Here is a 25,730-nt window from a genome sequence, read left to right on the forward strand (position 1 = left end):
GAAGAAAAGGCATGCTTAGGAAACGGCAAGCAAGAACGAGAAAAATTTTGAAACATTATCGCGCACGATTGCGCGTCCTCTGAAGCGGAGCAAGCTGCAGAGGAAGAGGGAGGGTATCCAATTACAATGGAAAAAAGCATGCAGACCGTGGAAGTGAAGTCGATGTTCATTAACGGAGAATGGACGCAGTCGCAGGGCGGCGGCACGCTCCGTGTCGTCAATCCGGCAACCGGAGAGGAAGTCGGGACGGTAAGCTACGGCGACGGCAAGGACGCGAGAGCCGCCATCGAGGCGGCCCATCAAGCCTTCCCAGGCTGGTCCCGTCTGACTGCCCGTGAGCGCTCGAAATATTTATATCAATTGTACGAATTGGTGCGCAGCCACCGCGATGAGCTGGCAGGCATCATCTCGGCCGAGATGGGCAAGCCGCTCCGGGAGGCCAAGGGCGAGGTGCTAGGGGCAGCCGACAACTTCATGTGGTATGCAGAGGAAGCGAAGCGGGTGTACGGCGAGACGGTTCCGTCCTCCGTGCCGAACAAGCGGATTATGGTCAGCCGCCAGCCGGTCGGCGTCGTCGGAGCGATTACGCCGTGGAACTTCCCGGTCAATATGGTCGCACGGAAGATTGCGCCCGCGCTGGCCGCAGGGTGCACCGTCGTGTTGAAGCCGGCGGAGAGCACGCCGCTGAGCGCGATTCGGCTGTTCGAGCTGATTGCGCAAGCCGGGTTCCCGGCTGGAGTCGCCAATCTGGTCATCGGCCAGCCGGAGGCGGTCGGCCAGGAATTGCTCGACAATCCGAAGGTGCGCAAAATCGCGTTCACCGGCTCGACGCGCGTCGGCAAGTTGCTGATGGAAGGGGCAGCCAAGCATGTCAAGCGGGTCAGCCTGGAATTAGGCGGGCATGCGCCATTCATCGTGTTCGAGGATGCGGATCTGGACGCGGCGGTCGCGGGGCTATTCGAGAGCAAATTCCGCAACTCGGGGCAGATGTGCATCTGCACGAATCGCCTATACGTGCATGAAGCTGTGGCGGAGGCCTTCAGCGCCAAGCTGGTCGAACGGTTGAGCAAGGCGAAGGTCGGTGACGGCCGCAGCAAGGAAACGGAAATCGGCCCGCTTGTCAATCAACGGGCGCTCGATAAAGTATTGCGCCATATCCAGGATGCCCAGGATAAAGGCGGGCAGGTCGTGTTCGGCGGCAAGCGCTTGACGGAGGGCGACTACGGCAAAGGCTTCTATTGCGAGCCTACCTTGATTACGGACGTGACCAAGGAGATGGAGATCGCCTGCGAGGAGACGTTCGGTCCGGTCGTGCCGATGATGACGTTCACGGACGAAGCCGCCGTCATCGAGATGGCGAACGACACGACGTATGGCTTGGCCGCGTATGTGTATACGCGTGACAACAGCCGCTGCTTCCGCCTGGCGGAGGCGCTGGAATACGGCATCGTAGGCATTAACGACGGCTCGCCGACGCAGACGCAGGCGCCGTTCGGCGGCTGGAAGGAGAGCGGGCTCGGACTGGAGGGTGGACGGTACGGGATGGACGCCTTTTTGGAGACGAAGTTCGTCTCGTTCGGGATGTAATTGGAATTGGGATTGATGGATTCGATGAATTGATTTTGATAGATAAGGGAGGACAAATTCATGGTCAAATTAATAGCCATTTATCGCAAGCCCGAGGATGTCGAAGCGTTTAACGAGCATTATTTCCAGACCCATGCCCCGCTGGCGGCGAAGATGCCTGGCCTCGTGAAGATGGAGGTGGGGACGATTTATGGAACGCCTATGGGCGAGAGTGATCTGCATCTGATTTGCGAGATGTATTTCGAGTCGAAGGAGGCCTTGAAGGCGGCCTTGTCGTCCCCGGAGGGCAAGGCGTCGGGCAAGGATCTGATGGGATTCGCCGGCAAAGTGGTGTCGATGCATATGGCGGAGGTTCACGAGTGAGCCAGCCGACGCATCGCAACCGGTTCAACGATCTGCTCGGAATCGAGGTCGTTCAGCTTCAACGCGACGGCTGCGTCCTGCAATTGCATATCCGTCCCGATCTCCATAACAGTCTCGAAGGCGTCGTGCACGGCGGCGTGACGAACACGCTGGCCGACGCCGCCATGGGTCATGCGGCTGCGCCCCCGGTGGACGGGGTGCAGCAGTGCGTGACCGTGGAGAGCAAAATCAATTATTTGTCCCCGGCCATCGGAGAACTGCTCGTGGCGGAGGCCCGAGTGCTGAAGCGAGGGCGCAATCTGAGCGTGACGGATGCGCGCATCACCTGCGACGGGAAGCTTGTCGCTGTCGCTTCGGGAACCTACGCGCGCGTCAACCCGGAACGGTGGGGACAGGGCGCGAAAATGCCGCCGGAGGAGCAGGTGTAAGGCGATGGGACAGAAGGAGTATCCCGACACGATGGAACAGCGGGAAGAGAGGGGGCTGAACGAATTGATGGAGCAGCAGGAACTGAGGCAGAGGCAGGTACCGGTGCAGGATCAAGAGCAGGTGCCGGTGCAGGAGCTGGAGGCGGGGCAGTCAGTGATGCTGGCGCATCACGGTCAGGTCGCCATCATTACGCTGAATCGGCCTGGCGAATTGAATGCCTTCAATTATGAGGCGCTGGTGCGGCTCGGCGGGATCGTCGAGGAGATCCGGCAGGACCGCCAGCGGATTCGGGCCGTCATCGTGACGGGAACGGGCCGCGCCTTCAGCGCGGGGGCCGATCTGAAGGAGCGGCGCACGCTGAATGAGCAGCAGGTGCGCCGCAATGTGCGTGCGATCCGCGAGGTGTTCACCGCCGTCGAGGAGCTTCCGCAGCCGACGATCGCGGCGGTGAACGGATATGCGTTCGGCGGCGGCTTCGAATTGACGCTCGCTTGCGATTTCCGCTTTGCGGTCCGGGATGCCCGTATGGGCCTCCCCGAGGTGAGCCTGGGCATCATACCCGGGGCGGGCGGAACCCAGCGGCTGCCGCGGCTCATCGGACCGGCGAAGGCGAAGGAGCTCGTCCTGACCGCGCGGAAGATTAGCGCCGAAGAGGCGCTGCAATACGGTCTGCTGAGCGGAATAGCCGAAGATTCGGAGCAGCTCCGCCGGATCGCGTTCGAATTGGCGAACGAGATTGCCGCCAATGCGCCGCTCGCGGTCTATCAGGCCAAATATGCGATGAATCGGGGCAGCAGCGTTGATCTGCACTCCGGCTTGGAGGTTGAGGCGCAAGCTTACGAGATGATTATCCCGACGAAGGATCGGGCAGAGGCGTTAGCAGCCTTTGCGGACAAACGAAAGCCTGTCTTCCGTGGGGAGTAGGAGGGTAGCGCGTGATATTCAATGTCGAAATGGAAACGATGCCGCGCGAGCGGATGCGGGCGCTCCAGTTGGAAAGACTCCGGCACACTGTCAAGCGGGCATATGACCGGGTGCCTTTTCATCGGGCCGCGCTGGATCGGGCCGGCCTGGCGCCGGAGGACATTCGCAGTCTGGAGGACCTCCGCCGTTTGCCGTTCATGCAGAAATCCGATCTGCGCGATCATTATCCGTTCGGATTGTTCGCGGCCGAGATGAGCGACATCGTGCGCATCCACGGCTCATCCGGGACGAGGGGCAAGCCGATTGTTGTCGGTTACACGAGGCGGGACATTGGGGTCTGGGCGGACATTGTCGCGCGCGCCATCTGCTGCGCGGGCGGCCGGCCCGGGGATATTTTTCACAATGCGTATGGTTATGGCTTGTTCACGGGCGGACTGGGCCTGCATTACGGCATCGAGCGTCTGGGCGCGGTCGCCGTGCCCGTGTCGGGAGGGAATACGCCCCGGCAGATTACGCTCATTCAGGATTTCAAGCCGCGCGGCCTGTCGGGCACGCCGTCCTATATTTTGAATCTAGTGGAGGAAATGCGCAAGCAGGGCATCGACACCCGGGAGACGAGCGTCGAGTACGGCATTTTCGGCGCGGAGCCGTGGTCGGAGGAGATGCGCCGCCATCTGGAGGAGGTTCTTGGCATCAAGGCGATCGACATTTATGGCTTGAGCGAGGTGCTCGGGCCCGGCGTCGCGATTGAATGCCAGGAAGCGCAGGATGGCCTGCATATTGCCGAGGATCATTTTTTGGCGGAGGTGGTCGATCGCGAGACGGGCGAACCGCTGCCGTACGGGCAAGAAGGCGAGCTGGTGTTCACCTCGCTGACCAAGGAAGCGTTCCCGGTCATCCGGTACCGGACGGGCGATATTGCGTCGCTTCATCCCGGCACATGCCAATGCGGCCGCACGACGATGCGGATGTCGCGGATTAAGGGAAGAGTGGATGACATGCTGATTATCCGCGGCGTCAACGTCTATCCGACGGAGCTGGAGGCGGTGCTGCTTAATTACTCCCAACTCGCTCCCCATTATCAAGTCGTCATTGAGCGTGATAATGCTCTCGACCGCTTCGAGATTCATTGCGAGATTACGCCGGAATTCAGAAGCCAGGTAGGCGGAGTTCAGGGGAGCCGGGAAGTGGCCGAACTGGTGAAGGAGATCGGCAAGGAGATCAAATGCTCGCTCGGTGTCTCGGTCCTGCTGCATGTTAACGAGCCGAATTCGATCGCGCGCAGCGAAGGCAAAGCCGTCCGCATCGTCGACAACCGCAAGCGGGCGGCAGCAGTTCAAGAAAACGAAGGGGTGGAGGCGGGATGACGACGAAGCTTGGCAACATTGTGACCGTGTCGTCGGACGGAGCGGTGGGCGTGCTTGCCCTGAACCGGCCTGACGTGCTGAATGCCTTGAATCGCGAGCTGATGCAGGAGCTTGTGACGGAGCTGGAGCGGATGGACCGGGACGATGCCGTGAAGGCGATCATCATTACGGGAAATGATCAGGCCTTCGCGGCCGGAGCGGATATTAAGGAAATGGCGGATGAATCCGCCGTATCGCTGCTGCTGAAGCGGCAGTTCGATGTCTGGGATCGCATCGGCGGCATTGCGAAGCCGATCATCGCGGCCGTGAGCGGTCATGTGCTCGGCGGAGGCTGTGAGCTGATGATGAGCTGCGATCTCGTCGTCGCCTCGGATACGGCGCGCTTCGGGCAGCCGGAGATTCGGCTTGGCGTCATGCCTGGCGCCGGTGGTACGCAGCGGCTGACGAGGGCGGTGGGGCTGCGCAAGGCGATGGAGCTGCTGCTGACCGGGGACACGATGCCGGCGGAAGAGGCTCTGCGCTGCGGGTTGATTAACAAGGTGGCGCCGGTCGAGCTCTATCTGCAGGAGGCGTTGAAGCTGGCGCACCGCATTACTGCGCAGCCGCCGCTGGCTGTTCGCCTTATCAAGCAGGCGGTCCGCAAGGCGGAGGATCTTCCGCTGGCCGAAGGGCTTGATTATGAGCGACAATGCTTCCATCTGCTGTTCGCGAGCGAGGATCAGAAGGAAGGCATGCGCGCTTTTCAAGAGAAGCGAAGTCCCCAATTCGAGGGCAGATAGGAGGAGACATAGCCGTGTACGAGACGATTCTGTACGAAGTATCAGCGGGCGTGGCCCGAATTACGATGAACCGGCCGGATAAGTACAATGCCTTCACCGGGCGGATGATTGCCGAGATGATCGCAGCGTTCCGCCAAGCGGGCAAAGACGCGGCAGTGCGCTGCATCATCCTGACCGGGGCGGGCAAAGCGTTCAACGCGGGACAGGATCTGGGCGATGTGCTGGGAGCCGATGGGCAAACTGCAGACGGTAAAGCTGCAGACGGGCAAGCCGCGGCCGGAAATCATGGCGATATGCTGCGTTCGCGCTACAATCCGCTGATTACGTTGATCCGCAACACGGAGCTGCCGGTTATCGCGTCCGTGAACGGGGTGGCAGCAGGAGCGGGGATGAGCCTCGCTCTCGCTTGCGACCTGCGCGTGATGTCCGAGCGGGCTTATTTCGTCAGCGCGTTCGTCAATATCGGGCTTGTCCCCGACTCGGGGGGCTGCTACTTCCTGCCCCGTCTCGTCGGCCTGGCCAAGGCGATGGAGATCGCCACGATCCGGGATCGCGTTACGGCGGAAGAGGCGCATCGAATAGGTCTGGTCAATCGCATTTGCTCCGCCGAACGGCTGGACGAGGAAGCAGACGCGCTTGCGGCCAAGCTGGCTCAGCTTCCGACGCGCGCCGTCGGGCTGATGAAGCGGACGATGAACCGCGGGCTGGAGATGGATCTGGCGCAGACGCTGGAGCAAGAGGCGTATGCCCAGGAGATCGCCGGGCGCACGGAGGATCACCGGGAAGGCATGCAAGCTTTTATGGAAAAGCGGACGCCTGTGTTCAAGGGGGTGTAGCCGATGGGAGGCCATGTTCCCGGGGGTGGCCCCGCCGCGGTCGGCATTATCGGCGCCGGCACGATGGGAGCGGGAATCGCTCTCGTCTGCGCCCGGCGGGGCCGACGCGTTTATTTACAGGACATTAAGCCGGAGGTGCTGGACGCCGCGCAAGCCTATATCGATTCTATCCTGACGAAAGACGTCGCGAAGGGGAGAATTTCAGAGGAGGAGAAGCGGAAAACGCATGATCTCGTCGGGCCGGTGCAGGATATGGCAGCGTTAAGCTCATGCCCGATCGTCATCGAGGCGGTTCCCGAAAAGCTGGAGCTGAAGCGTTCCGTGTTCGCCCGCTTAACGGAGCTGTGCGGCAGCAATACGCTGCTGCTGAGCAATACGTCTTCCCTCTCTATTACGGAGCTTGCGGCGGGCTTGCCCCATCCAGAGCGCATTATAGGATTTCACTTTTTCAACCCTGCGCCGGTTATGCCGCTCGTTGAAGTCATTCGCGGGCACAAGTCGGGTGAAGCTTGCGTCGCTGCCGCGCGCCGGTTCGCGGAAGAGCTGGGCAAGGTGCCCGTACTGGCGGAGGATTCGCCCGGCTTCATCGTGAATCGCGTCGCGCGCCCCTACTATAATGAAGCGCTGCGCATCATGGGTGATCGGGTGGCCCGCCCGGAGCAGATCGACCGCATTATGAAGCAGGCCGGCGGCTTCAAAATGGGGCCGTTCGAGCTGCAGGACCTGATCGGCCTCGACGTGAATCTGGCGACGACGGAATCGGTCTACACCCGCTTCTATCACGAGAGCCGCTTCAAGCCGAGCCGCATCCAGCAGCGCATGGTGCAGGCGGGAAGCTTGGGCAGAAAGACAGGGGAGGGATTTTATCCATATGACCAATAATGCGGTCCTGTTGGCTGGAGCCAGTCCCTTGCGAGACGGCCTGCATGCGCTGCTGGAACGAAGCGGCTACCGGGTCGTGTCCTTGAACGAGGCCGAGGAGAGCGGAGCTTCCCTGGCGATTCGGTACGGCGTGGAAGTAACCAATGATAATATGGCGGAGAAGCAGGCCATCATCGTGAGGATGGATCGGCTGCTCAGCCCGGAGGTGCCGATCGCGGCCACCTCGCTCGGTCTGTCGGCAACCGAGATTGCGTCATGGGCATCACGGCCGGAGCGGATATGCGGCTTCGGCACGTTCGCATCTCTGGAAGAACGCGAGCTGGTCGAAGTGGCTCCTGCCCTGCAGACGTCGAAGGAAGCGCTCCGTGGTCTGGAGGAGTTGTTCCTCACCCTGGGGAAGCAGGTGGAGATTGTGCAGGATGAGGCGGGGCTTGTCTTCCCGCGCATTCTCGCCTTGATCGTCAATGAAGCCGCCTTCGCTCTGATGGAAGGAACGGCTTCCGCTGCGGATATCGATACGGCCATGAAGCTGGGAACCGGTTATCCGCACGGCCCGCTCGAATGGGCCGATCGCATCGGGCTGGATGACGTGCTGGCGGTCCTGCGCGGGCTGCACTGCGATCTGGGGGAAGAGCGGTATCGTCCGGCGCCGCTGCTGCGCAAGCTGGTGCTGGCTGGCCGGCTCGGCCAGCGCAGCGGCCAAGGCTTTTATTCCTATGATATTGGGGGGGGAACGAGATGGGCATACCCGTAATCATTGATGCGGTGCGGACGCCGATCGGCCGCTATGGCGGGGCGCTCAAGGATGTGCGCGCCGATGATCTGGGGGCGCTCGTCATTCGCAGCCTGCTGGAGCGGAATCCGGTCGGCCCGGACCGGATGGACGGGGTCATTCTCGGCTGCGCGAATCAGGCGGGGGAGGATTGCCGCAATGTGGCGCGGATGTCGCTGCTGCTGGCCGGGATGCCGGTAGAGGTACCGGGCGTGACGGTGAACCGCCTGTGCGGATCCGGCATGGAGGCCGTCCATCAGAGCGCCTATGCGATTATGGCGGGGGCGGGGCACGCGTATATTGCCGGCGGAACGGAGAGCATGACGCGGGCTCCGTATGTGATGCTGAAGCCGGAAGCCGCTTACCAGCGGGGGCATCAACAGATCTATGACACCACACTGGGCTGGAGGATGACGAATGACAAGCTGGCCGCCCTCTATCCGCCGATCAGCCTGGGGGAGACGGCGGAGAACGTCGCGGAGCAGTACGGCATCAGCCGGGAGGCGCAGGATGAGTTCGCGATCTCCAGCCAGCGGAAGTATGCCGAAGCCCAGGCGGACGGGAGATTTGCCGCCGAGCTCGTGCCGGTGGAGGTGACCGGGCGCAAGGGCGAGATTATGCGGTTCGAGCAGGATGAACACCCGCGCCCCGAGACGACGCTGGAGCAGCTGCGGAAGCTGAAGCCGGCCTTCAAGCAAGGGGGAACCGTGACGGCGGGGAACTCGTCGGGCCTGAATGACGGGGCAGCGGCGCTGCTCATGATGGGGCAGGAGACGGCTCATTCGCTTGGACTGCGGCCGCGTGCCCGGGTGATTGCTTCGGCGTCTGCCGGCGTCGATCCGTCCGTTATGGGAATCGGCCCCGTGCCGGCCGCGCGCAAGGCGCTTCAGCAGGCGGGGCTGTCGATTCAGGATATCGATCTGTTCGAGCTGAATGAAGCGTTTGCCGCACAGGCGGTTGCCAGCATGAGCGAGTTGAACATTGATCCGGAACGGGTGAACGTGAACGGCGGCGCGATTGCCATCGGCCATCCGCTCGGGTGCAGCGGGGCCCGGATTTTAACGACGCTGCTCTATGAGATGGAGCGCCGGGAAGCCCGTTACGGCTTGGCCGCGATGTGCATCGGCGTTGGGCAAGGCATCGCTACGATTATCGAGCGAGTATGACCGGACCAGGGCAACGCGAATGGACACGGTTGATTGTTAGCCAGGCGAGGAGGAATCGACATGAAGCCAGGATTGATTCCGGGCGCCGAAGTTTCTTTTGTCGTGACCGTCACCCCGGATATGTACCCTGCCTTTGACGGCATCGTCATTCACAAAGTGATGTCCACCGTCTCAATGATCTACTATATGGAGAAGGCAGGCCGCGAGATGATTGTTCCTTTTTTGGAAGAAGAGGAGGAAGGATCGGGGTTCGCCCTCAATATTAAGCATGTGGGGCCGGCCGTCGCCGGGCAGGAGGTGATGTTCCGCGCCATCTGCACCGAGGCGGGCCCGAAGCGCATCATCTGCGATGTGACAGCCGAGACGAAGTTCAATCTGGTTGGGATGGGGTCATTCACGCAGGCGATCTTCGACAAAAGAACGATGGCGGACCGGTTCGCGGCCCTGCGCCGCAAGGTGGAAGAAGAGCAAAAGGTGACCTGACGGCATAAGCGGCGGTTCCTCCACTCCGGCGGTGCCCCCCATTTTGCTTGAGCTACGGAGGGGCAAGTGATACAATTTGACAAAGATGCAACATTTGGCAATCATACGGACGACTAGGAGTGGTGAACATGAGGCCGCAATCGATGCTGTTTACCATATACGGCGAGTATGTACGTCATTATGGCAGTGAAATCTGGGTCGGGAGCCTGACCGGTCTGATGGGAGAATTCGGCTTGACCGAACAGGCCGTACGGGCCGCCATCTCGCGTATGCTGCGCCAAGGCTGGCTGGAGTCGCGCAAAGTGGGGAACCGCAGCTATTATTCCATGTCCCCGCGCGGCAAGCGGCGCTTGAACGAGGCGGCGGCCCGCATCTATAAGCAGGAGACGGATACGTGGGACGGCAAGTGGTGTATTGCCAGCTACAACATTCCCGAGAAGGAGCGGGGCATACGGGATCAGCTTCGCAAGGAGCTGGCTTGGCTCGGCTTCGGCATGCTGACGACAAGCACCTGGATTAGCCCGAATGATCTGACCGACAAGGTGAGGGATATCGTGGAATCTCGCGGGATTTCCGGGTATGTAGAAATTTTTAGGGCGGATCATGTCGCTTGGAGCGAGCCTGGACAACTGGTGCAGAAGTGCTGGAACATCGATGAGATCAATGCGGCTTATGCCGAGTTCATTGAGGCGTACCGTCCGAGCTATGAGAGATTAGTGACGATGACGGAGCAGGGGGAGGCCGTACCCGACGGCTATTGCTTCGTGGAAAAGACCAAGCTGGTCCACCAGTACCGGAAGTTCCTGTTCATCGATCCTGACTTCCCCGAAGAACTGCTGCCGGATGTGTGGCTGGGCAAGGAAGCGGATCAATTGTTCCAGAACTACTACGATTTGCTGCATCCGGGCTCCAGCCGTTTTTTTGAGCAAGTCTATGAACCTTCGCCAGATGCGCTTCCGGTTCGCGACAGGGAGCATGCATGAGGCCCGTAAGGCGAGACGGCCGAATTACGGCCAAGGGCCCTCCTGGATTTACGTTTTATCCGGCCTTTTGCGGCATTTTTGCTTCTATGCTTTAACGTGGGGTCGCATTACCGCCGGATATTTAAATGAAGACTTTGGCTAACCATCGGGCCACGCAAGTATTTTCCGACCAATTACAGGTACAAGTCGATGTGCTCTATATATTAATGATGTACTGCCTGTTCTTAAGGTATGTGGAGTTTTTAACCGTTTCGGTAAGCACGCCTCCGATCTGCAGACGGCATGGACCGAATCTGTCGGGATTACGTTTAGCTAGACTGTCCATAAGTACTGCAACACAGTTGCTCGTGATATACTAAGTTGTGGAATGGATAGGTGACGCCGCGAAAGAAGGGAGCATACCGAGACAGTAAGTTTTGCCGAGAAATCAGCATGCTTCATTTCGGTGCGAATGTGTAGTGCACATGAAATCCCCGGGAGATTCGCACCAATTTTATTGCAAAAATATCCATTTTAGGTGATGGAATTTAATTTGCTGAAGCTAACTTGATTCATTTTCTTCTAGTTATTACCTAAGAAATTTTTATTTTGGTATCTTTTGTGCTATTTTTTGCTGTCGCATCCTACGCGGATGCGTGGATTGAAATTCGACTCTAACCCCTAGTAGCTCCATTTCACCACGTCGCATCCTACGCGGATGCGTGGATTGAAATACTGCGCATCCACAAATGGCATCGGTATTCGGGCGTCGCATCCTACGCGGATGCGTGGATTGAAATCTTAAAATGTCTTCTGCATCCCCAGATTTGAGTAACAGTCGCATCCTACGCGGATGCGTGGATTGAAATCGTTGTTGAGCCTTCGGTGTCGATAAAGATCGGATGTCGCATCCTACGCGGATGCGTGGATTGAAATTTTCCCAATCAAGGATGAGCACGCCGGCGATAAAGTCGCATCCTACGCGGATGCGTGGATTGAAATTCAAATGGTGCCCGGTCCCCACCTTCAAGTAAGGTCGCATCCTACGCGGATGCGTGGATTGAAATAAATAGACCGAGAGTTCTTTTCTACATTTCGTACGTCGCATCCTACGCGGATGCGTGGATTGAAATCGTCGGTGCGGAAGAGGTGTACGGACGTTTTGATGTCGCATCCTACGCGGATGCGTGGATTGAAATTCTCCTTTGTATATAGTGTACTATAATATCTATAGTCGCATCCTACGCGGATGCGTGGATTGAAATTATTGCAAAAGCCCTGGACAAGGCCATCTTGGTTGTCGCATCCTACGCGGATGCGTGGATTGAAATTGACCGCCGGAGGCAAAGCGAAAGGAGTAGTTTGGTCGCATCCTACGCGGATGCGTGGATTGAAATTAGCGTCTCTAGTAGGTCGTAGAGGTCTTTGACGTCGCATCCTACGCGGATGCGTGGATTGAAATAAGCAGGTGGAGTCTGCGTTTGATAAAGTCGGAGCGTCGCATCCTACGCGGATGCGTGGATTGAAATCCGGAGGCCGGCAAGCTTCCGCTGCTGGACATCAAGTCGCATCCTACGCGGATGCGTGGATTGAAATTCCTGCAGCTTGCTTTTCCGTGAATCATTAAACGTCGCATCCTACGCGGATGCGTGGATTGAAATGTCCTGTTGGTTCGGATAGCCGATGTCGCAATAGGTCGCATCCTACGCGGATGCGTGGATTGAAATTCTGGCTCTCTCCGTCCCCGTCCGTGGTTGGAAAGTCGCATCCTACGCGGATGCGTGGATTGAAATGATTATGTAGCGGCCATGCTCATGAGTGGAATTACGTCGCATCCTACGCGGATGCGTGGATTGAAATTTGGAGCCAGTATGGAAGTGCAACGCTAGCTTTGCAGTCGCATCCTACGCGGATGCGTGGATTGAAATGATATCCACCGGATATCCGATCTTCTCCAGGTGCGTCGCATCCTACGCGGATGCGTGGATTGAAATGCCTTGCCTGGGGGCCTTGTGTATGGTACACCATGTCGCATCCTACGCGGATGCGTGGATTGAAATCCGAGGGCATATGATCCAAAGAAGTCGAGAGACTACAGTCGCATCCTACGCGGATGCGTGGATTGAAATGATCCCTATCCCTCGGACCATCATCAGGCGGTTAATGTCGCATCCTACGCGGATGTGTCGATTGAAATCCAGGCGCAGGATGCGCATCGTCAAGGGAAAAAATGTAACACTCCAAGTGAATCCCTGATAAACTGACTTGTCGACTGTTAACTGGCTCTCAAACAGCATGGTGCAAAATCGGCTGTTGAAGATGATAGGTATTAGCCCTTACTGAAAGGAAGGAGCGAGAATCATTGGGTTCTGCTACGAGAGCCGGGCCAATAATCTTTCTCCTGCTTTTGTGGTCGCTTTATGTAGTTCAAGCATTGGTTTCCTTATTCGTGCTTATAAGGGAATAACTCTTATATCTTGCTGTTCACATCCCCAAGCGGGATGTGTTCGCTTCGCTTATGGAGCGAACACTTATCCGCGACTATTCCCATAGCTTTGGATTAGTTTATCTTCGCATTTCTTGGACGTTTTCCATCCTATCTTCTGATTGGGCGAGGAACTTTCGCGTGTTATAGGCCCTGGCTTTGCCCAATGATATCAAGGCTTTTGCTCCTTTTCATCTTGTCACAATTTAGTGAAATTGTGACAACTGCAACTCTCACTCTCTCCACAATATGGTATTCTAATAGTGTTTGATAAGTTAATTTCAGGTGTGAATGGGAGGAAGAAGGATGCCGACCGAAGTAGAACGCTGTAAACCCGAAACGGAGATCAAAACGATAAACGACATCATTCACAACTATGTCGAAACCGAGCGTTCCATGGTAAGCCAACTATTTTTCAAGCATCAGCATGGAAGTTCAATTGGGGGATTTCGCGAGGAAATATGGAAGGAGTTTTTCCAGCAGGTTGTTCCCCGCAAATTTGTTGTTGAACAATCTGTGTTTATAATTGACTCGTTTGGACAAGTGTCGAATGAGGTCGATCTTGCCATCTTTGATGAAACGTATACGCCCTATATTTTTCGCAAGGGGAAATTAAAATTTGTTCCGATTGAAGCGGTTGCGGTAGCGGTTGAATGCAAAAGTTTATCGGGTGACAATGACGATTTGAAAAAATGGAAAAAGAGCATTACAGCTCTGAAGACGTCGCGAAATGCCATTGCGAGAATGCATGGTTATATCGCCACCGAAAATCTAGGAAAAGAGTCAACCCAAACAGGCACAAGGCCGTTGCTTGTTTATTGTTATATGGGCAAAAATCAGCCCCAAAATGCCGGGCTGTTCGATTTTGCCTTGCGGGCTGATAAGGAGCTTTGCCGCATCTCGATCCATCGTAATGATGAGCTATGCACGTTAAAGGAATGGTTTAACTCATTGAATCATAATGCTCCCGAAGTGACAGAAAGTTCGATTAATAGAGGAACAGGGTTCGTGAACGATTCGAGTGAACAAAATCGGAGAACAAACTATGCCCTGGATGAATATCGGGTTTTTGCCGGCGATCAACAGGAAGTCTCGTTGTTGTCGTTCAACTTCCAGCTCAACCAGCTTCTGATGCTGATCAATAATCCGATGCTGTTTCCGCACAAAGCGTATGTGGACTTGTTTAACAAGAACACATGGATGGCCGCTGCCAAGGCAGGTGTTGGGGAGGCTGCTCCATGAAGACATGCACTTTGAACTGTACGATTATCAGTCCCATGTTCAGCGCTGGGAACCGTCGACCCGAATTACGGCCTTCCGAATTGAAGGGCCTTATGCGTTACATGTACAGAGCGGCGATTCTTGAGACGGATACAAAGAAATTGTATAAGTTGGAATCAAAATATTTTGGCAACGCTGAAAAAATTGCTTCTCCGGTTCGGCTCCAGTTCAAGCCGCCAACGGTCCCGGCGACTCGCCAAAAATTTTTGTTACATAGAAAAGAAAGAACTAACAATGAGCAGGACGGTTTCCGGCACGATACCACCTTTGAGCTTGTGATCCGAACAAGGCATAACAATGACAAGGATAGCAAGAAATATCCGGACATCAAGGAATATGAGGAATGGTTAGCCCTGTCTCTTGTATTGGGAGGAATGGGCAAGCGAACCCGCCGGGGGAGAGGTTGTGTCGCGCTCGATGAACAACATAGTGTCCCCAAGGAGAAGTTGCTGACTTGGATTGCTGAGAAACTGAACGAATGGAACCACAAAGCAGGCATCACGAACGGTGCGGTTTGCGGCGATTTTCCCTATCGAGTCATAGACGATCATACAATAGAAACGGCTGAAACGGTCGATCTGAACGGGTTCTGTCGCCCTGTCATCGAAAAAATTATTCTTGGCAAGGAAATCAAGGACAAGGATGTGCGCAAGTTCCTGGAAGTAGTGGATGATGCCTCCCATGAAATTAAACGTAGGCATCCCAAGAAGAGATTCGCTACAGGATTTGCCGTCGGTAAGGAACGCTTCGCTTCCTCTGTCATTGTCAGTGTAACGCGAACCGCCGATCAGATACTGCTGCCGGTGTATACGTATGTCAAGGCCGTCTATCAAAAAGACAATCAGAAAGACGATCAAAAAAACGGTGCTTTTGACACCGATTATAAAGAGCGCAATACATTCATCTCTTTTATCGAGGGGGGATACGATTGAGCGACGCATTGTTTTTGTTCACGATCGGACCTGTAAAATCATTGATCGAGCAATCCAGAAAAACAAGGGATCTGTATGCGGGAAGCTTCCTGCTATCTTATCTGCTATCCAGGGCGATAGAGGAGCTGGACAAGCAGAGCGAAGATGTGGACATCATTTTTCCCTCCTGGCACAAGGATACGAATATACCGAATCGGCTTGTCGCTATTGTGAAGGGCTACGGTCCAGCGGAGCAAAAGAAGCTCGGACGAACGCTCGCCCGGTACGTCCAGGATCGTTTCATGGACATTTGCCTAGGTGTTTTTCACAGGGCGGGCGTGACGCCGAATCGTTGGGCGCTAGAGCAATTAGAACGGTTTCTGGAAGTTTATTGGGTGTTTGAACCTCTTGAACAATATGAACCATCTTATAAGCAGTTGATCCAGAGCATGAATAACATCAAAAGATTGCGCGTCTTTACGCAAAGCAACGAGCTTTACGGCCGCAAATGCGTGATTTATCCAGAATACAATGCTATTTTTATCAAGAGAACAAGAGAAGGCAATCTTCCTGATTTTGTAGTGCCGGATCATGCGGTGGACGTGTCCAGCGTTCCGGCTTGCATGTATGCGCTCAAACCGGGGGAAGGACTGTCGGCCATTGCGTTCGTCAAGCGAATGCTGCATCTGTTGACTGAGCCTGAAGCCGGGGATAAGGCGGCGTTAAGCGGGTATCGGTTGAACATCTCATCGGTCGCTTATATGCTTCTGCACAGCCGACTGAGTTCGTCTTACGCGGACAAGCTGGCACGGTTGAAGGATGAAGCATCGGAAGCGCTTTTTGATCTGCAAAATGGGCAGACGCTTTCCATCGAGGAATACAGTCCGGACAGTATCGACATCGCACTAAAGTTATACCGTGAAATACAGAACCAGTACCGCATCAGTCCCTACTATGCTCTCGTTAAATTTGACGGCGACGGCATGGGCAGATTGTACCAGGATTATGCGGATAGAGCTGCGCATCGGCAGTTGAGTCAGGATATCAGTCATTTTGCTTCCAATGTCAGGGCGATCATTGCCGAGCATCGCGGCATTTGCATCTACGCAGGCGGAGAAGATTTTTTAGGCTTCCTTCCTTTGGATACGCTATTCTCCGCGCTATTGAAATTGCGCGAGGAGTTTTCTCTTCAGGTAAGGGCTCCTTTGGGCCACCCGAAGCCTTTAACATTTTCGGCGGGCATTGCCATTGCCCATCTTATGCAGCCGCTTCAGGAGGTTCTTGCCCGAACGGGAGAACTGGAATCGCTGGCTAAGGGGATTGATGAGGACAAAGATTCATGTGCGTTGTCTAGCGATGCTTGCAAGGTGGCCAAAAATGCGTTTGCGATTGAACTGATGAAGCGCAGTGGAGAAAATGTCACGATCAAAAATAAGTTCGGGGAGAAAGGGGAAAACCTGCAAGTTATACAACATGCGCTGGCCGCGATAACGAATAATCAGGATTCCAAGGCGTTTATCCATAACTTATCCAGAATGCTCGCCCGGTTGCAAGACAAGGACGAGCACCCTCTGGATGCTGCCGTTCGGGTGCTGATTCGGCAAGCGTATCAGCGTGCCAATCCGGGCATGGGACGGGATGAGCGCGATCAGCATACAGAACGATTTTATGCGCTGTATCAGGCGTTCGGCGCCAACATTTCCCGCTTTATCCCGGTGTTGCAAATGACGGCATTTTTATCACGGGAGGTGGATCCATGTTCTATGCCATCGATGCGGTAGATACGCTGTTTTTTCGAAATGGCAGACCTTTTGACGCAGGGCTGAATCATGCAGCATCAAGCGCATTCCCTCCGTTGCCATCCGTCTATGCTGGAGCTTTGCGCACAGGGGGGCTGTCCCAGGACCGATGCGATCAGAAGGCCGCAAGGCGAATCAAGATCGGCTTCAGCGGATTAATGGCGAGCAATCAGTTCCTGTTCCCACAGCCGTTGGATAGTGTCGTATGGAAGCAAGACGGCTCGAAATGGTTGCAAAAGCTGTTGCGACTGACTCCTGCTCCGACAGGCAGCACTCCTCTGGACTGGTGTCTATCGGCAGAACCATCTGCTTCGAAGGAAGTCGCTCCTCGGGGCGGGGGATATATAAGCGAAAATGAGCTGCAAGCTTATCTGGAAGGGAAGGAGTGGAATTGCTCCGTTCAAGCCCTTGCCGATTATATTCATGATGAACGCCATATCGGAATTCAGATGGATCCTGGGTCAGGCGCCGCTCGTGATCGGAGATGGTATTCCATTCACAAGTTGCGGCCCGCAGACCAACACAATCGCAAGTGCAGTCTCGTCGTGGAGGCCGAAGGACTATCGATCAGTCACCCGACGGTGATTAAAATAGGCGGCGAATCGAAAACAGGCAGCCTCTATCCGATAGAACAGCGTTTTGCTCTTCCCCCGGTCGTGGATACGGGATGTTTGTTCAAGCTCTATCTGGCTACGCCAGCTATTTTTAAGCAGGGATGGCTTCCGTGGTGGATTGATCCGGCCACGATGGAAGGGTGGTTTGCCTATAAAAAACGCCGGATCCGGGTGCGGCTGCTCAGTGCTGCGGTTGGCAGGTATGTGCCTGTTGGCGGCTTCGGAACTTTCAAGGATAAGGGCACGTTTAAGTCGAAGCCTCGGGAAATGCGCTATGCGGTTCCGGCCGGGAGCGTGTATTTCTTTCAAATTGTAGATGGAACCTTCGAGGACGCGAACAAACTTTTTCATCAAAAATGTATTAGCGATTATCGGGAAAACTTGGGGTTTGTCTACGATAACTGGGATCGGCTGCGCTATTGCGACAGAGGCTTCGGATACAGTCTGATTGGAAGGATTGGAGAAGAACAAGGAGGCATGATACCGTGTACAAAATAAAGAAAGCCATGTTTTTGAATGTGTTGACTTCTATGCATGCCGGCGGAGGCAGCGAGCTAAGTGTCGTGGATCTGCCCATTCAACGGGAAGGACACACTGGTTTTCCCAAGATCGAAGCGTCCAGTCTAAAAGGAAGCCTGAGAAATGCTGTCCGACATAACAACGTCGAGAAGAGTATTATGGATCAAATATTTGGTTCAGATGATTTGGAAAACAGGGAGGATACGGAAAACAAGTTCGCGTCGGCTGTTGCCTTCTCGGACGCCCGCTTGTTGTTTTTCCCGGTTCGTTCGGCCAAAGGGGTGTTCGCCTTTGTCACCTGCCCGATGGTGCTTCGCCGTTTTTTCGATGATATGGAATTGGCGGGGATCGGCGAATTGGCGCAGCGTTTTGCGTTAACGCCTTGTCCCCTTGTGGCAAAGGGAAGCGCCTTGGTGCTGGAAGCTAACAACAAAAAGACCGTGATGTTGGAGGAATATGTTTACGATGTTACGGAGGAGGACAAGGATGATGCGCCTTTTGGAGGTTTCCTGGATCGGTTGTTGAACGTAATGCCGTGCAATGAGTTGCTCCGGGATTTCCTAAAAACGAATGCGATTGTGGTGCCGGATGATGATTTTTCCGACTTTGTTCGTATGTCAACCGAGGTGGTCACTCGGATTAGGATAAATAATGACTCAGGAACAGTCCAGGGCGGGGCATTATTTAATGAAGAGTACTTGCCGTCTGAAAGCGTCCTGTACAGCCTGCTCTTCATCGCGGACGCGTATCAACCCCAACCCGGGCGTCTGCAACCCGAAGAGGCGGTTGCACCGCCACGCAAAAAGGCTGCGGAAATTGCCGCACAATTGAAAGATTGCATTCCGCCGACATTCCAGATCGGAGCCAATCAGACTTTAGGGAAGGGCTTTGTCGCATGCCGGCTTGTAACCGGAGGTGGGGTAGATGTCCAATAAATTGGAAAACGGCAGAGCGCTGTTTGCCTATGAGAAAGTAAGCCTGGCTGCAGATCATGAGAATAAGAACTATGCCAAGGAGTATCGGGCGCTGGTTCGGGCATTGCCGGCCATGATCCATACGAACGGATTCGGAGCTGCCGTCGGATTTTTATTTTCTAAAAGCAACAAAAAAGACGGGAAGGGTGCAGACAGTCCTCACCAGGCGGTGCTAACTGTTCTCTCAGAGTGGTTGAAAAGGCAAGGAATGATTGAGGATCCGGATTTTTTGATGAAGGCCATTACCGAACAATCGAGAGACGGCTACAAACGGATGACGCGAGAAACGATGAGTCTGGTGATGTGGATGAAACGCTTTGCGGAAGGGATGATTGAAGGTGACGCGGAATCAGTCGAATAACCGTAATCATAAAAGTCATAAAGATGAAAAGCGTAATGCTGAAAACTATACTGATGGCAAAGGGTTTCTTCCAAAGGATACAGAGGAATTTATTAATAATATTAAGATTAAAAATGAAGAAATCGATAACCTGTTCTTGAGTCTCTATCGGTTGCCTCGCAAAAAAATAACGAAGAAGGGAGAGACTGCGATTGAGCCGTATGGATATTATGCTTTGCAGAAGAAGAAGCGAATTCAATCGCGTGGTAAGAACATTGAGTCTATCCTGAATGCCCTTAACAACCGGATGAAGCGGTGTGCGCAACAGTTCCCCAGTAAAATTCCATTGGAATATGAGCCTGCCGACAAACTGTTGCTGGGCATCGGAGCGCTGTCGCCCTATAGCAATATTTTGCTGATGACGCTTCATCCCGTCTATGGGATTCCTTATATCCCGAGCAGTTCCTTGAAGGGAGCCGTTCGCCATTGCTGGATACAAGAGAGGTATGAAGGCAATGAAAGCGAAGCGCTGAAGGATGCTCTATTTGTGAAATGCTTTGGCACGGGTGCCGAGAATGAGGACGCTGTGGCCGGGCAACTTATTTTTTTTGATGCGTTTCCTGCAAAATCTTACACGATCGTTCTCGACGTGCAGACGCCACATTTCAAAGACTATTATGAAACCAAAGGGGAGAAGCAGCCAACGGACGCGATATCTCCCGTCCCTATCTTTATTCCGGCGGTCACGAAGACGAAGTTTACGATTTTCATTGGCGCAGCGAAGGAGCTGTCGGAGGAAGAAGAAAGCACAGTGTGTGAAATGGTCAAGAAGACATTAAGCGAATATGGCTTGGGGGCGAAGACGGCCCTCGGTTACGGGTTGGGAAAATAGCAAGGGCTAGCGATTCAGGACACAAAGCAGCTGCTGCCAAGGCGCTGCGGATATTACAGCAGTACATCTTTCAATCATAAGAGGGGCATTCCAGCCGCATCATGTCGGCTAGAATGCCCCTTGTTTAATATGGCTACGCCTGCAGCGCCTGCTTGAACTGCTCGGTCAGAAGCGGCACGACCTCGAACAGATCGCCGACGATGCCATAGTCGGCAATCTGGAAGATCGGCGCTTCCGGATCCTTGTTAATCGCGATGATGACGCGCGATTGGCTCATGCCGGCCACATGCTGGATCGCGCCGCTGATGCCGCAGGCGATGTACAGCTCCGGCGTAACGACCTTGCCGGTCTGGCCGATCTGCAGCGCGTAGTCGCAATAGCCCGCATCGCATGCCCCCCGGGAAGCGCCGACGGCGCCGCCCAGCACCTCGGCCAGCTCCTCCAGCGGCTTGAAGCCGTCGGCGCTGCGGACGCCCCGGCCGCCGGAGATAATAATTTTCGCTTCGCTCAAATCCATCTTGCCGGCCGTGTTCTGCACCACCTCGCGAATGACGGCGGCCAGCGGCGGCTCGGGGTACGCGATGGCCGATACCGGGGCAGTCCGGCCCGCTTCGGCTGCCGGCGGCTGGATATTGTTCGGACGGATGGTGACAGTCCATGGGCTCGCCAGGAACTTTTTCTTCTCCATCGCTTTACCTGCATACAGAGGGCGAGTGAATAACAGCTCGCCGCTGTCGTCCGCATCAATGGCGATGACATCGGAGATCTGTCCCGCGCCTAATGCGGCGGCCAATTGCGGGGCCAAATCTTTGCCCTGCGCGGTATGGCCGAAGAATACGCCATCCGGCTTTGCTTCCTGCACGACAGCCTGCAGCGCCGCAAAATAAGCTTCCGGATGATAATGAATAAGAGCGGAATGCTCTACGGTATAAATATGATCCACGCCATATGGGGCCAGATCGGCTGCAAAGCGCGCTGCCTCCGCCCCTATCACTGCTGCGGCCACGGTGCCGCCATCGCCTGCGGCCATTCGGGCCGCGCTGATCGCTTCATAGGATACCTGGCGGAGAACGCCGCCTTTCGTCTCTGCTACGACAAGAATCGTTTTGGACATATTAAATCCGCCTCCTCGGGAATATGGGGCTGCTCAAAAACCCCGTTTTGAACAGGTACTGTCATTGGCAATCTGGCAGAAGACACCGGCTAGACAACCTTGGCTTCCGTGCGCAATAGCCGGAAGAGCTCCTGCGCCTGCGCCGACGGCTCGCCGGAGATCAGCTTGCCCGCTTGCCGCTGCGGAGGCAGGAACAGCTCCGTCTGTGCCGTGCGCGCTTCGGCGGTGACGCCGAAATCATCCAGCGTCAGCTCGCGGAGCGGCTTCTTCTTCGCCTTCATAATGCCCTGCAGCGAAGGATAGCGCGGCTCGTTCAGCCCTTGCTGGGCCGTGAACAGCGCCGGAAGCGGCAGCTCCACGACCTCGGTGTCTCCTTCGGCATCCCGGGAGCCGACGGCGCGACCGTCGGCGATATCCAGCTTCGTGATAGCTGACACATGCGGAATGCCGAGCAGCTTCGCCATTCGCACAGCCACTTGGCCTGCGCCGTTGTCGACCGAGAAGTTGCCTCCGAGCACGAGGTCGGCGGATTCCGTCCCGACGAAGGCGGCCAATGCTTGCGCGACGGCATGTTCATCCGTGCCGATGCGCTCGTCGTTGATCAAGACCGCTTCGTCAGCGCCCATAGCGAGCGCCGTGCGCAGCGCCTCGATTGTCCGCTCCGTCCCCACGGAGACGACGGTGACTTTGCCCCCTTGGTCATCGCGAATGCGAATGGCTTCTTCTACCGCATACTCGTCATAGGGGTTGAGCACGAATTTGACATCGTCGTCCACGACTTTGCCGTCCTTGATGACGATCTTTTCCTCCGTATCGAATGTCTGCTTGACTAATACGATGATATTCATCGTTCATTGCCCCTTTCGCTTGATTTACCATGAAGGAAAGTGGAAAGTGCAATTCTGGATGAAGGATGCAGCGCGTGTGGTGTTTTCCCCATGGCGGATAATTATAAGTATTTAACTGATGGTTCAAAAAGTTCAAAAAGTGCGGCTTTCAGCACCAAAAAGGTTATAAACCGGACGTGTGGAACAACCTCTAAAACTTAGGCCTCCAGTCCTTTGAGGAAGAAGGCTATGGTCCCATCCAACTGGCCGGTGAGCGAATATTTCTGCCCGGAAATAAGCCATGACGTCACAACTTCGTCCATAGAGCCGAATATAAGCAGGCGGGTAAGCTTGACGTCGAGATCGGCACGGAACACTTTTTCCTCGATGCCTTGCGTAATAATTTTTTCAATGAGCACAATGTATGGCTTAATGATCTTTCCGATCTCTTTGCGGAGCTCAAGCGAGCTTTGTCTGAGCTCGATCTGGGAGACAAAGGCGAAATCCGGGTTGTTTTCCAGCTCGGTAAAATGAATTTCGCACACGTTGCGCAGCGCTTCCTTGGCTCCGGTCGTTTCTTCGAGACTCGCGTGAAACTTGCCGATCAGCTCGCCAAGCTTCTCGCGGAACAAAGAAATAAGGATATCCTCCTTTCGCTTGAAATAAAGATAGATCGTACCGTCAGCGACCCCGGCCGTCTTCGCAATCCTGGAAACTTGCGAACGGTGAAATCCGTGTTCGGCGAATACTTTGACCGCTGCTTCGAGGATTTGGGAATATTTTTCTTTTTTCTGACTTGCCATGGAATCACCTCAGTGCTAAAATGTGAATCACGAATGAATGAACGCTCATTCATTTTCTGCTGATATCATAAAATAGAACCGAATCCTTGTCAATGATTGGATCGGGAACCGGGTAATCGCCCAGCGGAAGAGCAGTGGTATGAGCGCGCTGTAAGCGCCCGCCGCAATGAGTTCATTCATTTGCAAAAGGGGAAAGGAGATGGTTCCGATGCCGGGAGCGATCGTGCAGCTCGTCCTATTTTTGGCCGTCACGGGACTCGGCGTCTACGCGTTCGCCAGAGCGGTCATTCACCGGTATATGTATGTCAAGCTGGGGCAGCCGGTGGACTGGGACGGGCGCGCGAAGCGCAATTTGCGCGACTTTGCGGTTCAAGTGTTCGGTCAGACGAAGCTACTCAAGGACAGGAAGAGCGGTCTTATGCACATTGTCATTTTTTATGGGTTCATTATTTTGCAAGTCGGTGCGCTGGATATTATCTATAAAGGATTGTCCGGCCGCCCGCTTCCGATTCCCGGCTATGAGGCATTCGTGCTGCTGCAGGAAGTGACGGTGACGCTGGTGCTAATCGCCATGGGGTATGCCGCTTACCGCCGATACGGCGAGAAGCTGGATCGGTTGAAGCGCGGATGGAAGCCCTCCATCGTCGTCTTCTTCATTTTCTCGCTCATGCTGTCGGTCTTGCTGACGATGTCGTTCGAGCGTCTCTTGGAAGGGAATGACTTCTCGCTCTACGCGCCGATTGCATCTCTCATCGCGATGCCGCTGGCCGGCCTGTCCCAGACCGCTGCAGAGGTGCTGTACATGGTATGCTGGTGGGCTCATCTGCTTATATTGCTGGCATTTCTCGTTTATGTGCCGCAGAGCAAGCATTTTCATCTGTTATCGGCTCCGGTCAACCTGCTGCTGCGCCGCACGGATCCCGTCGGCCGCTTGCGGAAGCTCGATCTGGAGGATGAAGAAGCGGAATCATTCGGCACCGGCAAAGTGGAGGATTTCACCCAAAAGCAGCTGCTCGATCTATACGCTTGCGTCGAATGTGGGCGCTGCACCAACGTCTGTCCGGCCGCGGGAACGGGCAAATGGCTGTCGCCCATGCACATGATCGTCAAGCTGCGCGATCATTTGACAGAAAAGGGAGCGGCCGTCACCTCGCGTTCGCCCTGGATTCCGTCCTTCGTCTTCTCAACGAACGGCACGCACGGCATGCGGGCAGACGGATTGGATCTCGGCGAGTGGCAGGGGGAGGGCGTGACCGACATCGGTCCGACGATGCGGGCGCAAGCGGCGTCGTGGCAGACGGCGGGAGACCGCCCGCCGGGCGAGCTGGAGCTGATCGGCGACGTCATGTCGGAAGCCGAGATCTGGGCGTGCACGACGTGCCGCAATTGCGAAGACCAGTGCCCCGTCGGCAATGAGCACGTCGACAAGATCGTCGACATGCGCCGTTATCTTGTGCTGACGCAAGGGAGCATGCCGCATGACGGACAGCGGGCGCTGCAAAATATCGAACGCCAGGGCAATCCGTGGGGAATCAGCCGCAGCGACCGGGTGAAATGGGTGCGTGAGGTCGATCCCGAAGGCATGCTGCATGTCCCGACTGTGAAGGAGAACCCGGAATTCGACATCCTGCTGTTCGTCGGTTCGATGGGCTCGTACGACAACCGCAGCCGCAAGGTGACACGATCGCTCGTGCGGCTGATGAACGAGGCCGGCGTGAACTTCGCCATCCTCGGCAACGAGGAGAAGAACTCGGGCGATACCCCGCGGCGCATGGGCAATGAATTTTTGTTCCAGCAGCTGTGCGAGGAGAATATCGCCGCATTCCAGAAATACAACGTGCGCAAGATCGTTACAGCCTGTCCGCATACCTACAACACGTTGAAAAATGAATATCCCGAATTCGGCCTGGAAGCCGAAGTTCTGCATCATAGCGAGCTGCTTGACGAGCTGGTTCGCACCGGGAAGCTGGTTCCGCGTCATGAGGTGGAGGAACGCATTACGTATCACGATTCCTGCTATCTGGGGCGATACAACGGCGTCTACGAACAGCCGCGCAACGTATTGCGTGCCATCCGGGGAGTCACGCTGCTGGAGATGGAGCGCACCCGCGAGAACGGCATGTGCTGCGGGGCCGGCGGCGGCATGATGTGGATGGAGGAGACGGCAGGCAAGCGTGTCAACCTGGCCCGCACGGAGCAGGCGCTCGCCACGCAGCCGACCGTCATTTCCTCGGCTTGCCCGTACTGCCTGACGATGATGGAAGACGGCACGAAGCTGCTGGAGGCGGAAGAAGCGGTACAGACGCGCGACATCGCCGAAATTTTGGAGCTGGCCGTGTTCGGTTCCGTGAAATCGGACGACAGGCAGCCGGTTTCCGTGTAAAGGGATGACACAACGCATCTTTTTATCATTGAAATTCACGGGAACTAGTGGAAAGTCATTGAAAGCTAGCAAACAACAACCTCTTCTTATGTAATCGCACAAAACAACCTCTAAGATTCAACACCGCCAATAAATATCGCCAACCAAGACCTACTTAATATAGCCATTCATCTATGCGTCAACATCATGCATACCCAAGAACCTGCTTCGGCAGGGGCATCCAGAGCAAGGCAACCGC

General features: G+C 55.5%; 23 protein-coding genes and 1 CRISPR repeat array. Of the genes, 20 read left to right on the plus strand and 3 right to left on the minus strand.

Annotation, left to right across the window (positions count from 1 at the left end):
* Positions 1 to 126 precede the first annotated feature (126 nt).
* The 19 genes from DQX05_RS05360 to cmr6 all read left to right on the plus strand — a co-directional run bounded on the left by DQX05_RS05360 (position 127) and on the right by cmr6 (position 20,365).
* Positions 127 to 1,587: an NAD-dependent succinate-semialdehyde dehydrogenase gene (locus DQX05_RS05360; protein WP_119791571.1), complete on the plus strand. Its 1,461-nt coding sequence runs from the start codon at positions 127 to 129 to the stop codon at positions 1,585 to 1,587.
* A 60-nt stretch (positions 1,588 to 1,647) separates the two neighbouring features.
* Positions 1,648 to 1,950: an EthD family reductase gene (locus tag DQX05_RS05365; RefSeq protein WP_087443198.1), complete on the plus strand. Its 303-nt coding sequence runs from the start codon at positions 1,648 to 1,650 to the stop codon at positions 1,948 to 1,950.
* Entirely contained in the window at positions 1,947 to 2,378 is a 432-nt protein-coding gene (locus DQX05_RS05370) for a PaaI family thioesterase (protein ID WP_119791573.1), read from the plus strand. The genes DQX05_RS05365 and DQX05_RS05370 overlap by 4 nt, the downstream gene beginning before the upstream one ends.
* A 157-nt stretch (positions 2,379 to 2,535) precedes the next feature.
* Positions 2,536 to 3,303 carry an enoyl-CoA hydratase-related protein gene (locus tag DQX05_RS05375; RefSeq protein ID WP_119791891.1) on the plus strand — a complete coding sequence of 256 codons (768 nt, stop codon included), beginning with the start codon at positions 2,536 to 2,538 and terminating at the stop codon, positions 3,301 to 3,303.
* 11 nt (positions 3,304 to 3,314) lie between these two features.
* Positions 3,315 to 4,670 carry a phenylacetate--CoA ligase family protein gene (locus DQX05_RS05380; protein ID WP_119791574.1) on the plus strand — a complete coding sequence of 452 codons (1,356 nt, stop codon included), beginning with the start codon at positions 3,315 to 3,317 and terminating at the stop codon, positions 4,668 to 4,670.
* Positions 4,667 to 5,449 carry an enoyl-CoA hydratase-related protein gene (locus tag DQX05_RS05385; RefSeq protein WP_119791576.1) on the plus strand — a complete coding sequence of 261 codons (783 nt, stop codon included), beginning with the start codon at positions 4,667 to 4,669 and terminating at the stop codon, positions 5,447 to 5,449. Before DQX05_RS05380 ends, DQX05_RS05385 begins: the two co-directional genes overlap by 4 nt.
* Before the next feature lie 14 nt (positions 5,450 to 5,463).
* The gene (locus DQX05_RS05390; protein ID WP_119791577.1) at positions 5,464 to 6,285 is read left to right on the plus strand and encodes an enoyl-CoA hydratase-related protein; all 822 of its coding nucleotides are present in this window, start codon (positions 5,464 to 5,466) and stop codon (positions 6,283 to 6,285) included.
* Positions 6,286 to 6,288: 3 nt separating this feature from the next.
* The gene (locus DQX05_RS05395) at positions 6,289 to 7,167 is read left to right on the plus strand and encodes a 3-hydroxyacyl-CoA dehydrogenase family protein (protein WP_119791579.1); all 879 of its coding nucleotides are present in this window, start codon (positions 6,289 to 6,291) and stop codon (positions 7,165 to 7,167) included.
* Positions 7,157 to 7,921 carry a 3-hydroxyacyl-CoA dehydrogenase family protein gene (locus DQX05_RS05400; protein WP_310735645.1) on the plus strand — a complete coding sequence of 255 codons (765 nt, stop codon included), beginning with the start codon at positions 7,157 to 7,159 and terminating at the stop codon, positions 7,919 to 7,921. Before DQX05_RS05395 ends, DQX05_RS05400 begins: the two co-directional genes overlap by 11 nt.
* Positions 7,906 to 9,105 carry a thiolase family protein gene (locus tag DQX05_RS05405; protein ID WP_119791582.1) on the plus strand — a complete coding sequence of 400 codons (1,200 nt, stop codon included), beginning with the start codon at positions 7,906 to 7,908 and terminating at the stop codon, positions 9,103 to 9,105. The genes DQX05_RS05400 and DQX05_RS05405 overlap by 16 nt, the downstream gene beginning before the upstream one ends.
* 60 nt (positions 9,106 to 9,165) lie before the next feature.
* Positions 9,166 to 9,588: a thioesterase family protein gene (locus tag DQX05_RS05410; protein ID WP_119791584.1), complete on the plus strand. Its 423-nt coding sequence runs from the start codon at positions 9,166 to 9,168 to the stop codon at positions 9,586 to 9,588.
* A 128-nt stretch (positions 9,589 to 9,716) separates the two neighbouring features.
* Positions 9,717 to 10,571 (plus strand): phenylacetic acid degradation operon negative regulatory protein PaaX, encoded by an 855-nt coding sequence (paaX, locus tag DQX05_RS05415; RefSeq protein ID WP_119791586.1) that lies wholly within the window; start codon positions 9,717 to 9,719, stop codon positions 10,569 to 10,571.
* 615 nt (positions 10,572 to 11,186) lie between these two features.
* Positions 11,187 to 12,747: direct repeats of the CRISPR family, unit length 32 nt; unit sequence GTCGCATCCTACGCGGATGCGTGGATTGAAAT.
* Positions 12,748 to 13,341: 594 nt separating this feature from the next.
* Positions 13,342 to 14,277 carry a DUF6602 domain-containing protein gene (locus tag DQX05_RS05420; protein ID WP_119791587.1) on the plus strand — a complete coding sequence of 312 codons (936 nt, stop codon included), beginning with the start codon at positions 13,342 to 13,344 and terminating at the stop codon, positions 14,275 to 14,277.
* A complete protein-coding gene (gene cmr1, locus DQX05_RS05425; RefSeq protein WP_182914629.1) occupies positions 14,274 to 15,248 on the plus strand; it encodes a type III-B CRISPR module RAMP protein Cmr1 in 975 nt (324 codons plus the stop codon). The genes DQX05_RS05420 and cmr1 overlap by 4 nt, the downstream gene beginning before the upstream one ends.
* Positions 15,245 to 17,008, plus strand: coding sequence for a type III-B CRISPR-associated protein Cas10/Cmr2 (gene cas10 / locus DQX05_RS05430; protein ID WP_119791591.1), 1,764 nt, complete (start codon positions 15,245 to 15,247; stop codon positions 17,006 to 17,008). Before cmr1 ends, cas10 begins: the two co-directional genes overlap by 4 nt.
* The gene (locus DQX05_RS05435; protein ID WP_119791593.1) at positions 16,984 to 18,138 is read left to right on the plus strand and encodes a type III-B CRISPR module-associated Cmr3 family protein; all 1,155 of its coding nucleotides are present in this window, start codon (positions 16,984 to 16,986) and stop codon (positions 18,136 to 18,138) included. The genes cas10 and DQX05_RS05435 overlap by 25 nt, the downstream gene beginning before the upstream one ends.
* Positions 18,126 to 19,094 (plus strand): type III-B CRISPR module RAMP protein Cmr4, encoded by a 969-nt coding sequence (gene cmr4 / locus DQX05_RS05440; RefSeq protein ID WP_259391788.1) that lies wholly within the window; start codon positions 18,126 to 18,128, stop codon positions 19,092 to 19,094. Before DQX05_RS05435 ends, cmr4 begins: the two co-directional genes overlap by 13 nt.
* Entirely contained in the window at positions 19,084 to 19,494 is a 411-nt protein-coding gene (cmr5, locus tag DQX05_RS05445; RefSeq protein ID WP_119791594.1) for a type III-B CRISPR module-associated protein Cmr5, read from the plus strand. Before cmr4 ends, cmr5 begins: the two co-directional genes overlap by 11 nt.
* Positions 19,472 to 20,365 carry a type III-B CRISPR module RAMP protein Cmr6 gene (gene cmr6 / locus DQX05_RS05450; protein ID WP_119791596.1) on the plus strand — a complete coding sequence of 298 codons (894 nt, stop codon included), beginning with the start codon at positions 19,472 to 19,474 and terminating at the stop codon, positions 20,363 to 20,365. Before cmr5 ends, cmr6 begins: the two co-directional genes overlap by 23 nt.
* Positions 20,366 to 20,498: 133 nt before the next feature.
* Here cmr6 and DQX05_RS05455 read toward each other — a convergent pair whose 3' ends face one another.
* The 3 genes from DQX05_RS05455 to DQX05_RS05465 form a co-directional block, all read right to left on the minus strand.
* The gene (locus tag DQX05_RS05455; protein ID WP_119791598.1) at positions 20,499 to 21,479 is read right to left on the minus strand and encodes an electron transfer flavoprotein subunit alpha/FixB family protein; all 981 of its coding nucleotides are present in this window, start codon (positions 21,477 to 21,479) and stop codon (positions 20,499 to 20,501) included.
* Positions 21,480 to 21,568: 89 nt separating this feature from the next.
* Positions 21,569 to 22,327 (minus strand): electron transfer flavoprotein subunit beta/FixA family protein, encoded by a 759-nt coding sequence (locus DQX05_RS05460; RefSeq protein WP_119791600.1) that lies wholly within the window; start codon positions 22,325 to 22,327, stop codon positions 21,569 to 21,571.
* Positions 22,328 to 22,524: 197 nt separating this feature from the next.
* Complete coding sequence (locus tag DQX05_RS05465; RefSeq protein ID WP_119791602.1) at positions 22,525 to 23,109, minus strand: TetR/AcrR family transcriptional regulator; 585 nt, start codon at positions 23,107 to 23,109, stop codon at positions 22,525 to 22,527.
* Positions 23,110 to 23,317: 208 nt separating this feature from the next.
* Here DQX05_RS05465 and DQX05_RS05470 point away from each other — a divergent pair, with 208 nt between their 5' ends.
* Positions 23,318 to 25,492 carry a (Fe-S)-binding protein gene (locus DQX05_RS05470; RefSeq protein ID WP_182914630.1) on the plus strand — a complete coding sequence of 725 codons (2,175 nt, stop codon included), beginning with the start codon at positions 23,318 to 23,320 and terminating at the stop codon, positions 25,490 to 25,492.
* The last annotated feature ends 238 nt before the right edge of the window (positions 25,493 to 25,730 follow it).

The sequence above is a fragment of the Paenibacillus thiaminolyticus genome, from assembly GCF_003591545.1.
Taxonomy (GTDB): Bacteria; Bacillota; Bacilli; order Paenibacillales; family Paenibacillaceae; genus Paenibacillus_B; species Paenibacillus_B thiaminolyticus_A.